Here is a 12397-nt window from a genome sequence, read left to right as displayed (position 1 = left end):
GCAGGAAGGCGGTGTGGAACAGGCCGGCGCTGCGCGGATCGTCGGGCTTTGCCGCGGCGTCGGGCTCGATGACCAGCAGGGGCCGGTTGGCGGCGCCGAGCGTGATCACGCCATCGGCGCGGCTCAGTTCCTGCAGACCGACAACGGCGCGGTAATAGCCGGCGAGGCTTTCGGCATCGCGCGCCCTCAGGCCGACGCGCGACACGCTGACCGGCGTGGTCGCGGCAAAAGGCAGTTCACTCATCATCGTCTCCGTTCGGGCGCTCGACGAAACTCCCAAAGCCAGAAGCTACGCGCCGCCGATCATCCTACGTCGTGTCAGCCCCAAAATCCCGGCCCTTCACGACTATGTTGTCCTCGCGACAGATCGTCGATCGCGATCGTTCACACAAGAGAGCAAGGAGCGAACATGGTGTTCACTGAATTGATGGTGAACGTCGTTCGGCACGGTTGCGCGAAAGGGCGGCGCTCGCTACATGCGCGCCATGAAAGTCAAGGACGCAGATATCCTCATCGTGCCGGGCTACACCAATTCCGGCCCCGAACACTGGCAGACCCGCTGGCAATCGAAACTGTCGACGGCGCGCCGGGTCGAGCAGGCCGAATGGTCGAAGCCGGTGCGCGAGGACTGGACCGCGAATGTGGCCAGGGCCGTCAACGAGGCCGAGCGGCCGGTGGTGCTCGTCGCCCACTCGCTCGGCGTGGCGGCGGCGGTGCAGGCCATTCCGAAGTTCCAAAGGCCGGTGGCCGGCGCCTTCTTCGTGGCGCCGCCCGACGTCGCCAATCCGGAGATCAGGCCGCGGCACCTGATGACCTTCGGACCCTATTCGCGCGAGCCGCTGCCCTTTCCCTCGATCGTGATCGCCAGCCGCAACGACCCGTTCTGCGCCTTCGACGTCGCGGAAGACATTGCCGGCGCCTGGGGCTCGCTGTTCATCGATGCCGGCGATGCCGGTCACCTTAATGCGGATTCCGGCTTCGGGCCGTGGCCCGAGGGCTCGATGACCTTTGCCAAGTTCCTGACGGAATTGAGGGAACCCTGAGGCGCAGCCGCCCGGTGGCGCTCAGGACCCGATGGAATCGCGCATGCTCTCCAGCAGCGTCTTGGCGCCCAGCGAAATCAGCGTGTGGTCCGAGCCCATGGCGAGCAGCCGGTAGCCCATCGCCACGACACGGCCGGCGACAGCCGGCTCGATGACATAGATCGCGGCATGCTTGCCGGCCTTCCGCGTGCGCTCGGCGATCGAGGCAACCGTCTCCATCATGCTTTCCAGCGTCGAATTGACGGTGGTGCCATTCGACCAGGCAATCGAGAAATCCGAGGGGCCGACAAAGATGCCGTCGATGCCGGGTGTGTCGAGAATGCCGTCCAGCGCCTCGAACGCCGCGCGCGTCTCGACCATCGCAAACGCCATGGTGCGCTGGTTGGTGTCGCGCAGCCATTCGGCGTGGTCGCCCTTGCCGTGGCGCGGAAAGGCGTAGGTCGGGCCCCAGGAGCGCTCGCCCACGGGCGGGTATTTCATGGCGGCGGCGAACAGCCTGGCGTCGGCGACCGAATTGACCATCGGAGCGATCACCGCCTCTGCGCCGAAATCGAGCGCGCGGCTCGCCATGTCGAAGCGGCCGACCGGAATGCGCACCAGCGCCGGCTTGTTGGCGGCAAGCACCGGCACCAGGCCGCGCAGCACGCTGTCCTCGTGATGGCCGCCATGCTGCATGTCGAGGGTGACGGCGTCGAAGCCCTGCTTGGCGATGATCTCCACCGTGAGCGCATCCGGCACTCCGGACCATGCGGTGAACAGTGTTTCGTCAGCAGCCAGGCGGGACTTGAGCGACATTTGAACTTTCCTTGTTAACAATCCGCAGTTTCAGCCGGAAACCGCGGCAAAGGCAAAGAAAAACCGCCCGGCTTGGCCGGGCGGTCGATTGGTCCAGTTAGAACATGATGCCGAAAAGCGTGAAGCGGTTTTCGGGCGACGTCATGCTCATATTGGATCAGGTGTTCTTGATCTGCTCGATCGCCTCGGCCATCAGTTCGTCCATGGTGCGACGGATCTGATGGTCCGACTGGTTGACACCGGCCTCGTCGAAATCCTTACGAATCTTGCGGAAGACGTCGTGGTCGCCGGCTTCCTCGATGTCGGCGACGACCACCTGCTTGGCATAGGCCTCGGCGTCAGTGCCGGACTTGCCGAGCTTTTCGGCCGCCCACAGGCCAAGCGCCTTGTTGCGGCGGGCGGAGGCCTTGAAGCGAAGCTCCTCGTCAAAGACGAATTTGCGCTCGAAGCCCTCTTCTCGGTCTTTCATGCTGCTCATGGCATCCCTCCGGTCAAATCCGATTCGCTTAGGCGTAAATCATGTGTGTTCCCGAAGCACAAACCAAAAGGCCGCGGGCCGGTCAATATGCTACATCACTTGCTGCGCTGCGGCATTTCATTCCCGAAAGCGGTTGATTCGAAGGATTTGCCGATTGAGCAAACCATGTGATTGGGATAGACACCGGCATTGAACACCGCCGTTGCCATACTAATTTAGGCAGACGGACAGGAACTGGTCGCTTGCCGCCTGCCCGGAAATCCAGAGAAAAAATCAAATGAAAAATCGCCGCCGCATTTATGAAGGCAAGGCCAAGATCCTCTATGAGGGACCTGAGCCGGGGACGCTGATCCAGTTTTTCAAGGACGACGCTACCGCCTTCAACAAGAAGAAGCACGAAGTGGTCGATGGCAAGGGCGTGCTCAACAACCGCATTTCCGAGCATATTTTCAACCATTTGAACCGCATGGGCATTCCGACCCATTTCATCCGGCGGCTCAACATGCGCGAGCAGCTGATCAAGGAAGTCGAGATCATTCCGCTTGAAGTCGTAGTGCGCAACGTCGCCGCCGGCTCGCTGTCGAAGCGCCTCGGCATCGAGGAAGGCACGGTGCTGCCGCGCTCGATCATCGAATTCTACTACAAGGCCGACGCGCTCGACGACCCGATGGTGTCGGAAGAGCACATCACCGCTTTTGGCTGGGCGAGCCCGCAGGAGATCGACGACGTCATGGCGCTGGCCATCCGCGTCAACGACTTCCTCTCCGGCCTGTTCATGGGCGTCGGCATCCAACTCGTCGATTTCAAGATCGAGTGCGGCCGCCTGTTCGAGGGCGACATGATGCGCATCGTCGTCGCCGACGAGATTTCGCCGGATTCCTGCCGGCTGTGGGACGTGAACACGCAGGACAAGCTCGACAAGGACCGTTTCCGCCGCGATATGGGCGGACTGGTCGAAGCCTATCAGGAAGTCGCCCGCCGCCTCGGCATTATGAACGAGAACGAGCCACCGCGCCCAACTGGACCGGTGCTAGTCGCCTCCACCGAGCCGCCCAAGGGCTTGAAGCACTAACTGCCAGACCGGACTTGCCCGTGGCGGCGAAACCGGCGCAAGCCGCACTGATTTCTCAGGAGTATCGATGAAAGCCCGTATCACCGTCACCCTCAAGAATGGCGTTCTCGACCCGCAGGGCAAGGCGATCGAGCATGCGCTGTCCGGGCTGGGCTTTGATGGGGTCGGATCGGTGCGCCAGGGCAAGGTGTTCGACGTCGAGCTTGCGGGGACCGACAAGGCCAAGGCCGAAGCCGACCTCAAGGCCATGTGCGACAAGCTTCTGGCGAACACCGTTATCGAGAACTACGCGGTGGAGATCGCCTAGATGAAATCAGCCGTCGTCCTCCTGCCTGGCCTCAACCGCGACCGCGACATGATCGCAGCGCTGACCAAGATTTCCGGACAGGCGCCGGCCACCGTCTGGCAGACCGACACCGAAATCCCCGATGTCGACCTGATCGCCATCCCGGGTGGCTTCTCCTTCGGCGACTATCTGCGCTGCGGGGCGATCGCGGCGCGCATGCCGGTGATGCGAGCGGTGGCCGAAAAGGCGGCCAAGGGCGTCATGGTGATCGGCGTCTGCAACGGCTTCCAGATCCTGGTCGAGGCCGGCCTGCTGCCCGGCGCGCTGATGCGCAATGCTTCGCTGAAATTCGTCTGCCGGCAGGTGAAGCTCGAAATCGCCAACGCCAACACCATGTTCACCCGTCGCTATCAGCCCGGCCAGATCATCCGCTCGCCGGTGGCGCATCACGACGGCAACTATTTCGCCGACGCTGAGACGCTCGCCCGCCTCGAGGGCGAGGGACAGGTGGTGTTCCGCTACGCCGACGGCACCAATCCGAACGGCTCGATCAACGATATTGCCGGCATCATCAGCGAAAAGGGCAATGTGCTTGGCCTGATGCCGCATCCGGAAAACCTGATCGAGGCGGCGCATGGCGGCAACGACGGCCGGGCGCTGTTCGAAGGTGCCCTCGGCATCGCCGCTTGATTATCTCCTAGGACATTGCTTTCAGAACGCGGGGGCGGCCTGACCATGAGACTGACGATTGCTCGCCTTGCTCTCCTGGCTGCCGCCGTGCTTGCGCTCGCCGCCTGCCAGTCGAGCCCGAAGAGCGCGCCGCCGCCCTCGGGCAAGAGCGCCTCGCTGCTCGCCATGGAACAGGTGGCGATCGCGGCGCATAAATGCTGGATCGCCAGCAAGGATCCGGCCTTCAAGCCCTACCAGATGGCCAATGAGCTGAATTCGTTCAGCGGCACGCCGCGCTTCCTGCTGGTGCCGGCCAAGCATTATGGCGGCAAGCCGCTCCTGGTTGTGCAGGCGCAAGGCAATTCCAGCCGCATCGACGTCTTCGGCCCGCTGATGGCGGACCCGCTCGGCGCGCGCATCGGCTCCGACATCGCCCGTTGGCAGGCGGGCAATCCGTCCTGCGCTGCGGCCGCCTGAGGCCATGGGCCGTTTCCTGCAGCGGGCGGGACTGGCCGTCGGCCTGATCGGACTTGTCCTGCAGGCATGCATCACCATCCCGGCCTCGATGGAAGCCGGCCGCAGCTTCCTCGGCTCGGTCGTCTTCCTGTTCAGCTTCTTCACCATCCTGACCAATATCGGCGCGGTGCTGGTGCACACGTCGCTGCTGTCGCCGTCAGGCTATGCGTGGTTCCCGGCCTTTGCCGGATCGCGGTTGCGGGCGGGCGTGGCGGCGGCGATCGGCCTCGTCTTCATCGTCTATGCGACGGTGCTGGCGCGACTGTGGCAGCCGCAAGGCCTGTTCCTGCTCTGCGATATCCTACTGCACTATGTGACGCCGGCGCTGTTCGTGCTGTGGTGGCTTGTCGCCGGCGCCGACGGCACCACGCGCTGGCGCGACATCTCCTGGTGGATGGTCTACCCGCTCGCCTATCTGGCCTATGTGCTGCTGCGGGCGCCGATCGCCGGCGAAGTCCCCTACCCGTTTCTCAGCGTGGAGAAGAACGGCGCGGCCAGCGTCGCCGTTTCGGCGCTGGCCACAACCGGACTGTTTCTGCTGCTGTGCGTCATCGCCGTCTTCGCCGATCATTGGGTTGCCCGGCTGCGGAAATAGTGTTCGGCGCCATCCGAATCCTTCGACGGCGTGAACTCAATCCCAGAACGGCCGGAGGCCTTCGCGATGCGCATCGCAGCGCGAGACGCCGATATCCTTGAGCTGCTCGTCCGTCATCTCCAGCAAGGCCAAGCGGCCGCGGCGGCGGTCCAGCATCCGGTCAATCTGCCTCATAACGGAGCCGAGCACAAATACGAGGCGGTCCACGAAGCCATTGCGAGCCCGTGACTTCGTGCGCCCATCCAATCCGGTGCCGATGTAATGAATTGTGTCGGTTGTATCCATCTTCGTTCTACCTTGTCTCGATTGTATCCTATCAATCGTAGACTTCATATGGATTGACTCATCGTGCGGCACAATATAGAAAATTGTCACCATGACAAATTGGCTTCCAGACCTCTCTTCCGGCTCAGGCCCGCTGTATCAGCGTCTTGCTGACAGCATTGAATCAGATATCGACAAGGGCGTCATTGATGCCGGTGCAAAACTGCCGCCGCAGCGTGACCTCGCTTATGACATCGGCGCCACCGTCGGTACGGTCGGCCGCGCCTACCAGTTGCTGCGCGAACGCGGCCTGGTCAGCGGCGAGGTCGGGCGCGGAACATATGTACTTGCGCAGCGCGCCGAGAACCCGAAGGTCGAGCTGGAGCTTGCCGCGCAAGGAACGCGCCCCATCGATGCACCAAGCGGCAAGCTGCGCTTCGACAGCACCGCAGCGCCTGATGTCGGTCAAGGCGCAATCATTGCCGAAATTCTGGCCCGCACGGCAGAGGACCATCCCCACGACATTTCGAGCTACACGAGGGATTTTCCCGAGCGCTGGTACGAGGCGGGAAGGCGCTGGCTGTCGCGCAATTCCTTCCGCCCTTCGCCCGATTCAATCGTGCCGACGCTTGGCACTCATGCGGCGGTGATGGCAGCGATCGCGGCGCTCACCATGCCTGGCGACTACGTTGTCTTTGAGCATCTCACCTATTCGCAGATTTCGCGCAGCGCCGGCCTGATCGGCCGCCGAACGGCACTGGTTGCGACCGACAACGAAGGCGTCGACCCCGAGGATTTCGAACGCGTCTGCGCGCAGAAGCATCCCAAGGTGATGTTCCTGATGCCCACCGCGAAGAACCCGACCTTGGTGACGATGCCAGCGGAGCGGCGGCAGGCGATCGCGCAGATCGCGCGTGAATACAATGTGGCGCTAATCGAGGACGATCTTTATGGCGATCTGACCGACGATCCAACGCCGTTGCTGGCCGAATATGCCCCCGAGCGCACAATTGTCGCCGGAGGCCTGTCGAAATCGGTTGCCGCCGGCGTACGCGGCGGCTGGCTTTCCTGCCCGCCAGCCTATCGCCATCGCATCCGCGTCGCGCACAAGATGATGACCGGCGGCCTGCCCTTCCTGCTGGCCGAGGTCGGCACCAGGCTGGTGATGTCCGGCCAGGCTGGCGATATCCGTAAGCATTGCATCGCCGAGATCCAGGCGCGCATCGCCATCGTGCGCGAGACGCTTGAAGGCTTCGACTTCGAGGCGAGAGACAATGTCCCCTTCGTCTGGTTGACCTTGCCGGACCCGTGGCTCTCCGGCACGTTCAAGAATGCCTGCCTGGCGCAGGGCGTGCTCATCGACGATGAGGACGAATTCAAGGCAGGCCGCTCCGAACAGGTCTTCCATGGCGTGCGTTTCGGCGTCTCACAACCGCGCCAGGATAAGGATGTCGCCGGTGGCGTCGCGGTGATCCGGCGCCTGCTCGATGAAGGCCGCGCCGGCTACGACAGTTTTTCCTGAGCTCGGCCACGCCTGATCCCGCAGCCTCCGCCACCTTGTGGCTTTCCGCCGTTTTTCGTCAATCTATGGGGTGTATCGGCCTCAAGCTTGCGATAAGAGGGGACTCGAATTCCCCTCTCCCACGGATACAAACCGCCGCCCATGACCATTTCCAATTCCGTGCCGATCACCCCGGAGCTCATTGCCGCGCACGGGCTGAAGCCCGACGAATATCAGCGCATCCTCGATCTGGTCGGACGTGAGCCGAGCTTTACCGAACTCGGTATCTTTTCGGCGATGTGGAACGAGCACTGCTCCTACAAATCCTCGAAGAAATGGCTGCGCACCCTGCCGACCAGCGGCCCGCAGGTGATCCAGGGACCGGGCGAGAATGCCGGCGTGGTCGACATCGGCGACGGCGACTGCGTCGTCTTCAAGATGGAGAGCCATAACCATCCCTCCTATATCGAGCCCTACCAGGGTGCTGCGACCGGCGTCGGCGGCATCCTGCGCGACGTCTTCACCATGGGCGCAAGGCCGGTGGCGGCGATGAACGCGCTGCGCTTCGGCGCGCCGGACCATCCGAAGACCAGGCATCTGGTGGCCGGCGTGGTGGCCGGCGTTGGCGGCTATGGCAATTCCTTCGGCGTGCCGACGGTCGGCGGCGAGGTCAATTTCGACCCGCGCTACAACGGCAATATCCTGGTCAACGCTTTCGCCGCGGGACTTGCCAAGACGGATGCCATCTTCCTGTCCGAGGCCAAGGGCGTCGGCCTCCCGGTCGTCTATCTCGGCGCCAAGACAGGGCGCGACGGCGTCGGCGGCGCCACCATGGCCTCGGCCGAATTCGACGACAAGATCGAGGAGAAGCGGCCGACCGTCCAGGTCGGCGATCCCTTCACAGAGAAATGCCTGCTGGAGGCCTGCCTCGAACTGATGGCCTCGGGCGCGGTCATCGCCATCCAGGACATGGGCGCGGCCGGGCTCACCTGCTCGGCCGTAGAGATGGGCGCCAAGGGCGACCTCGGCATCGAGCTCGACCTCGACAGGGTGCCGGTGCGCGAGGAGCGCATGAGCGCCTATGAGATGATGCTGTCTGAAAGCCAGGAGCGCATGCTGATGGTGCTGCGCCCCGAGAAAGAGAAAGAGGCCGAGGCGATCTTCCACAAATGGGGTCTCGACTTCGCCATCGTCGGCAAGACCACTGACGATCTGCGCTTCCGCGTTCTGCACCAGGGCGACGAGGTCGCCAATTTGCCGATCAAGGAACTCGGCGACCAGGCGCCTGAATATGATCGCCCCTGGGTCGAGCCGAAGAAGCCGGCGCCACTCGCGGTCGGGGACGCACCCAGGGCCGATGTCGCCGATGCGCTGCTCAAGCTGCTTGGCGGGCCGGACCTCTCCTCGCGCCGCTGGGTGTGGGAGCAGTATGATACGCTGATCCAGGGCAATTCGCTGCAGCTTCCGGGCGGCGACGCCGGCGTGGTGCGCGTCGAGGGCCATGCGTCCAAGGCGCTCGCCTTCTCCTCCGACGTGACGCCGCGCTATTGCGAGGCCGATCCCTATGAAGGCGGCAAGCAGGCGGTGGCCGAATGCTGGCGCAATCTTACCGCCACCGGCGCCCTGCCGCTGGCGGCCACCGACAACCTCAATTTCGGCAATCCGGAACGGCCGGAGATCATGGGCCAACTGGTCGGCGCGGTGAAAGGCATCGGCGATGCCTGCCGCGCGCTCGGCTTCCCGATCGTCTCGGGCAATGTCTCGCTCTACAACGAAACCAACGGACGCGGCATCCTGCCGACACCGACGATCGGCGGCGTCGGGCTGATCGCCGACTGGTCGAAAATGGCGCGCGTCGGCTTTGCCGGCGAAGGCCAGATGATCGTGCTGGTCGGCGCGCCGGCGACGTGGGGCAGCCATCTCGGCCAGTCCGTCTTTATGCGCGACATCCATGGCCGCGGCGACGGCCCGCCGCCGCCTGTCGACCTCGAGCATGAAAAGCGCGTCGGTGATCACGTCCGCGCGCTGATCGCCTCCGGCATTGTCACCGCCGCGCATGACCTTTCCGACGGCGGCCTTGCCGTGGCGCTGGCCGAAATGGCCATGGCGTCGGGCATCGGCGCCACCATCCCTGGCCTTGTCGGGACCGATCCGATCCCGGTGTTCTTCGGCGAGGACCAGGGCCGCTACCTGTTGACGCTGTCGATCGACCCGCAAAGCAAGGAATGGGACGCCATTCGCGAGGAACAGGGCAAGCTCGGCATCTTCGCGCCCTGGATCGGCTCGACCGGCGGCCGCGACCTGAAACTCGGCGAGGCGCGGGCGATCCCGGTCAGCGAATTGACCGCCGCCCACGAATCCTGGTTTCCTCGCTTCATGGCAAACGAGGTTGTGGACCCATAATATTTTGGTCGGGATGGCGCCTTGTGCGCCTTTGGAAGTGGTGCATCCGCCATCCAGGCCATATCTATGAGATCAGTACCTGATAGGAAAACCCGCATGGCAATGGATGCCCACGACATCGAACGGCTGATCAAGGAAGGCATTCCGGACGCCAAGGTGACGATCCGCGACCTGGCCGGCGACGGCGACCATTACGCCGCCGAAGTGGTAGCCGAGAGTTTTCGCGGAAAAAGCCGCGTCCAGCAGCACCAGATGGTCTATGACGCGCTGAAGGGCAATATGGGCGGCGTTCTGCATGCGCTGGCCCTGCAGACCAGCGTCCCGGACTGAGTCCCCTCAGATCTTCACCAGCATCGCCGTCACGTACATGAAGCCGATGCCGGATGCGAGCCCGGCCATTGCGCCCGGCGCAAGCAGTGCGCGTGTGCCGTCGGGGCGCTGGCGAAGCTGCATCGACACGAGTTCGACGATCACCTGCAGGATTGCGCCGGCACCGACCGCCAGCGCCAGCGCCGACCATTGCGGCGCATAGGCGAGGCTGCCGATCCACAGGCCGATGACGGCGGGGCCGCCCGCCAGCAGCGTCAGCGCGGCGAAGGTCCTGAGTGGCGGGCGCTGCTTCAGGATCGGCGCGGCGATGCCGATGCCCTCGGTGATGTTGTGCAAGGTGAAACCGAGCACCAGGAAGGTGCCCAGCCCCGCCGCGCCCGACGCGAAGGCGGCGCCGATCGCCAGTCCTTCGCCGAGATTGTGCAGGCCGATGCCGAGCGCGATGAAGGTGGCGAGCGCCAGGCCGGTCGGCGCGCCGCTCCGCCGGCCCGCCGCCATCAGCAGCAGGAAACTCGCGGTGGCGGCAAGCACGATCATCGTCGGCCCCTGGAACAGGGCTGCAGCTTCGCTAGCCAGTTCGAAGGCGTCCTCCAGCGCATCGACGAAAAGGAAGGCGAGCAAGCCGACAGTCAGCGACAGGAGGAAGTCCATGCCGCTGCGTCCGACGCCGCGAAGCGCGGGGTAGAACATCAGACCGATCGCCACAGGCAGGATGCCGACAAAGGCGCCGAGCACCGCCTGCGCGACAAGGCTCAGCGAGTCACGGGTCGGCGTTGGCACAGCCACCGCGATCTCATGTCCGAATGTCGTCCCGGTGCTGGTCACGACATTGATAGCATGCGCCTCCCCCAACACCCAGGGATATGGCAGGTTGATCCATGCCGTCGAGCCGCGCGCGATCGGGCCCGGCGGGTCCTGCGTGAATTGCCAGTAGGCGTCGTCGACCTGGACCTGCGCGATCGTCATCGGTTCCGATCCGCCGGCACGGACAAGGACGCGAATGCCATCGGTGCCAAGGATCGTCCGCTCGAAGGTGATGTTCTCGACCGGTGGCGCGCCATTGCGGAAGCTCGACAGCGGATCGGAAGACAGCAGCCAGGCGATGGCTATCGCCAGCACGGTCAAAGGCAGCCCGATCCAGAGCAGATTGACCCGAGTTGGGCGCGCGGCACGCGTATTGGGCTGGCTCGTATCGGTCACGACAGAGCCTCCACGACATCGAACATGCCGGACCAGCCGAGCTCGGTGAACTCGGACTGGTGAGGATGGAACATATAGAGGCCCGGCTCGTGCTCGCGGAAATGGAACTCGAGAATGCCGCGCTCGGCCTGGCACTGGGTGATCAGGTCGACGGTCTTCAGCGTCGGCGTGAGCGTCGTACCCTGATTGTAATAGTCGAAGAAATTGGCGTGCAGGTGGAAGGAGTTGATCGGATCGAACTCGACGACATTGACGAGGTAGATGCGGACGGGCTTGTCCTTCAGCACCCTGATCGGCTTCTTCGCATAGGCGTGGGCGACCGTGTTGACGGCATAGACCTCGTTCTCGTTGTCGAAGTTGGTGTCGAAGGCGTTCATGACCATCACGAATTCCTGCCAGTTTGCATTCTCGGGCGAGCCGAGCAGGCGTGAGCGGGCGACCGCCTCGTGCTCCGGATGCCGGGCAGGGTCGGGATCGATGACGAAGGCACCGTACATGCCCTTCTGGATATGCCGCTTCAGCGGCAGCGCGTGGCAGTGGTAGAGGTGACAGCCGAACGGCCTGGCATCGAACTCGTAGACGAACTCCTCGCCCGGCCCGATCAGGCCGGCACCCGGGACGCCGTCCATGCGCGCGGCGTGGATGCCGTGGAAATGCATCGAATGCGGATGCGAGCCTTGGTTGCGGAAGACGATCCGCAGGCGTTCGCCTTCGGTCGCCCGCAGCGACGGGCCCGGCACGCGGCGATTGTAGGTCCAGGCCGGGAACATGATGCCGGGCGCAATCTCGATCTCCTTGTCTTCCGCCGTAACTTCGAAGGTGCGAAGCGTGCGCCCGTCCGGCAGCGTCGACACCGTACCGGTCTCCCATTCGCTGACCAGCTTGACCGGGTCGAAGCCGTTTCGGGTGTCGTCGACCTCACCGACCGTCATCATCGCTCCATGAGCGGACAAATGCGCCGGCTGGTTTTCGGCAGCCGCAGCCGCCGGCATCTCGTGACCGGCATGGCTTGTCTGCCCGCGCGCCGCGCTTGCCACCACCGCCGTGCCGCCGGCAGCCGCGAGGCCGCCGGCCAGAAGCAGCCTTCGATCGAGCTTTCGCCCCAGCAAGGATTTCGTCTCGCTCATGCCTGCATCCTCCAGATCGCGGCGAGCATAGCGGATGCTTTAAGATTTAGCTATAGCTATATTCTGTTGGCACGGATTTGGCAGACGCGGCAACGCAGGCTATCGCAAGAGGCTACTG

14 protein-coding genes and 1 pseudogene are annotated in these 12397 nt (G+C 63.9%); 9 read left to right on the top strand and 6 right to left on the bottom strand.

Annotation, left to right across the window (positions count from 1 at the left end; translation table 11 throughout):
• Nucleotides 1-244 (bottom strand): annotated as a pseudogene (locus tag EN745_RS17850) (VOC family protein); the annotation flags it as partial.
• A gap of 241 nt (nt 245-485) precedes the next feature.
• Here EN745_RS17850 and EN745_RS17845 point away from each other — a divergent pair.
• Nucleotides 486-1043 carry an alpha/beta hydrolase gene (locus tag EN745_RS17845; RefSeq protein WP_126059084.1) on the top strand — a complete coding sequence of 186 codons (558 nt, stop codon included), beginning with the start codon at nt 486-488 and terminating at the stop codon, nt 1041-1043.
• A gap of 21 nt (nt 1044-1064) precedes the next feature.
• Here the strand turns inward: EN745_RS17845 and EN745_RS17840 are convergent, their stop codons facing one another.
• Both EN745_RS17840 and EN745_RS17835 read right to left on the bottom strand, forming a co-directional pair.
• The gene (locus EN745_RS17840; RefSeq protein ID WP_126054832.1) at nt 1065-1838 is read right to left on the bottom strand and encodes an HpcH/HpaI aldolase/citrate lyase family protein; all 774 of its coding nucleotides are present in this window, start codon (nt 1836-1838) and stop codon (nt 1065-1067) included.
• A 157-nt stretch (nt 1839-1995) separates the two neighbouring features.
• Complete coding sequence (locus EN745_RS17835; RefSeq protein WP_126054833.1) at nt 1996-2316, bottom strand: DUF1476 domain-containing protein; 321 nt, start codon at nt 2314-2316, stop codon at nt 1996-1998.
• A 277-nt stretch (nt 2317-2593) separates the two neighbouring features.
• On the opposite strand from EN745_RS17835, the gene purC reads away from it, so the two are divergent.
• The 5 genes from purC to EN745_RS17810 all read left to right on the top strand — a co-directional run bounded on the left by purC (nt 2594) and on the right by EN745_RS17810 (nt 5454).
• Complete coding sequence (purC, locus tag EN745_RS17830) at nt 2594-3388, top strand: phosphoribosylaminoimidazolesuccinocarboxamide synthase (RefSeq protein WP_126054834.1); 795 nt, start codon at nt 2594-2596, stop codon at nt 3386-3388.
• Between the two features lie 67 nt (nt 3389-3455).
• Complete coding sequence (purS, locus tag EN745_RS17825; protein ID WP_126054835.1) at nt 3456-3695, top strand: phosphoribosylformylglycinamidine synthase subunit PurS; 240 nt, start codon at nt 3456-3458, stop codon at nt 3693-3695.
• On the top strand, nt 3696-4364 hold the full coding sequence (purQ, locus tag EN745_RS17820) for a phosphoribosylformylglycinamidine synthase subunit PurQ (protein WP_126054836.1): 669 nt from the start codon (nt 3696-3698) through the stop codon (nt 4362-4364). It begins immediately after the preceding gene.
• A 45-nt stretch (nt 4365-4409) separates the two neighbouring features.
• Nucleotides 4410-4820 (top strand): hypothetical protein, encoded by a 411-nt coding sequence (locus EN745_RS17815; protein ID WP_126054837.1) that lies wholly within the window; start codon nt 4410-4412, stop codon nt 4818-4820.
• A gap of 4 nt (nt 4821-4824) precedes the next feature.
• Nucleotides 4825-5454, top strand: a complete 630-nt coding sequence (locus EN745_RS17810; protein WP_127421885.1) for a Pr6Pr family membrane protein — start codon at nt 4825-4827, stop codon at nt 5452-5454.
• A gap of 36 nt (nt 5455-5490) precedes the next feature.
• On the opposite strand, the gene EN745_RS17805 is transcribed toward EN745_RS17810, so the two are convergent.
• Nucleotides 5491-5739, bottom strand: coding sequence for a DUF1127 domain-containing protein (locus tag EN745_RS17805; protein ID WP_126054839.1), 249 nt, complete (start codon nt 5737-5739; stop codon nt 5491-5493).
• 91 nt (nt 5740-5830) lie between these two features.
• On the opposite strand from EN745_RS17805, the gene EN745_RS17800 reads away from it, so the two are divergent.
• The 3 genes from EN745_RS17800 to EN745_RS17790 all read left to right on the top strand — a co-directional run bounded on the left by EN745_RS17800 (nt 5831) and on the right by EN745_RS17790 (nt 9952).
• Nucleotides 5831-7240 carry a PLP-dependent aminotransferase family protein gene (locus EN745_RS17800; RefSeq protein WP_127421884.1) on the top strand — a complete coding sequence of 470 codons (1410 nt, stop codon included), beginning with the start codon at nt 5831-5833 and terminating at the stop codon, nt 7238-7240.
• 141 nt (nt 7241-7381) lie between these two features.
• Nucleotides 7382-9622: a phosphoribosylformylglycinamidine synthase subunit PurL gene (gene purL / locus EN745_RS17795; protein ID WP_127421883.1), complete on the top strand. Its 2241-nt coding sequence runs from the start codon at nt 7382-7384 to the stop codon at nt 9620-9622.
• A gap of 96 nt (nt 9623-9718) precedes the next feature.
• Nucleotides 9719-9952 carry a BolA family transcriptional regulator gene (locus EN745_RS17790; protein WP_023674714.1) on the top strand — a complete coding sequence of 78 codons (234 nt, stop codon included), beginning with the start codon at nt 9719-9721 and terminating at the stop codon, nt 9950-9952.
• A gap of 6 nt (nt 9953-9958) precedes the next feature.
• Here the strand turns inward: EN745_RS17790 and EN745_RS17785 are convergent, their stop codons facing one another.
• Together EN745_RS17785 and EN745_RS17780 are read right to left on the bottom strand one after the other, a co-directional pair.
• Complete coding sequence (locus EN745_RS17785; protein WP_127421882.1) at nt 9959-11152, bottom strand: metal transporter; 1194 nt, start codon at nt 11150-11152, stop codon at nt 9959-9961.
• A complete protein-coding gene (locus EN745_RS17780; RefSeq protein ID WP_127421881.1) occupies nt 11149-12279 on the bottom strand; it encodes a multicopper oxidase domain-containing protein in 1131 nt (376 codons plus the stop codon). Before EN745_RS17780 ends, EN745_RS17785 begins: the two co-directional genes overlap by 4 nt.
• Nucleotides 12280-12397: the final 118 nt, after the last annotated feature.

The organism is Mesorhizobium sp. M4A.F.Ca.ET.022.05.2.1, from assembly GCF_003998845.1.
Lineage (GTDB): Bacteria > Pseudomonadota > Alphaproteobacteria > Rhizobiales > Rhizobiaceae > Mesorhizobium.
Note: the sequence above shows the minus strand (reverse complement) of the source record. Positions and strands in the feature narration are given on the sequence as shown.

What these genes read in the sequence shown, in the direction of transcription:
- EN745_RS17780 (WP_127421881.1), bottom strand. Translation starts at nt 12,279, where the DNA reads ATGAGCGAGACGAAATCCTTGCTGGGGCGAAAGCTCGATCGAAGGCTG.
- EN745_RS17810 (WP_127421885.1), top strand. Translation starts at nt 4,825, where the DNA reads ATGGGCCGTTTCCTGCAGCGGGCGGGACTGGCCGTCGGCCTGATCGGA.
- EN745_RS17845 (WP_126059084.1), top strand. Translation starts at nt 486, where the DNA reads ATGAAAGTCAAGGACGCAGATATCCTCATCGTGCCGGGCTACACCAAT.
- purQ (WP_126054836.1), top strand. Translation starts at nt 3,696, where the DNA reads ATGAAATCAGCCGTCGTCCTCCTGCCTGGCCTCAACCGCGACCGCGAC.
- purC (WP_126054834.1), top strand. Translation starts at nt 2,594, where the DNA reads ATGAAAAATCGCCGCCGCATTTATGAAGGCAAGGCCAAGATCCTCTAT.
- EN745_RS17800 (WP_127421884.1), top strand. Translation starts at nt 5,831, where the DNA reads ATGACAAATTGGCTTCCAGACCTCTCTTCCGGCTCAGGCCCGCTGTAT.
- EN745_RS17840 (WP_126054832.1), bottom strand. Translation starts at nt 1,838, where the DNA reads ATGTCGCTCAAGTCCCGCCTGGCTGCTGACGAAACACTGTTCACCGCA.
- EN745_RS17790 (WP_023674714.1), top strand. Translation starts at nt 9,719, where the DNA reads ATGGCAATGGATGCCCACGACATCGAACGGCTGATCAAGGAAGGCATT.
- purS (WP_126054835.1), top strand. Translation starts at nt 3,456, where the DNA reads ATGAAAGCCCGTATCACCGTCACCCTCAAGAATGGCGTTCTCGACCCG.
- EN745_RS17805 (WP_126054839.1), bottom strand. Translation starts at nt 5,739, where the DNA reads ATGGATACAACCGACACAATTCATTACATCGGCACCGGATTGGATGGG.
- EN745_RS17835 (WP_126054833.1), bottom strand. Translation starts at nt 2,316, where the DNA reads ATGAGCAGCATGAAAGACCGAGAAGAGGGCTTCGAGCGCAAATTCGTC.
- EN745_RS17815 (WP_126054837.1), top strand. Translation starts at nt 4,410, where the DNA reads ATGAGACTGACGATTGCTCGCCTTGCTCTCCTGGCTGCCGCCGTGCTT.
- purL (WP_127421883.1), top strand. Translation starts at nt 7,382, where the DNA reads ATGACCATTTCCAATTCCGTGCCGATCACCCCGGAGCTCATTGCCGCG.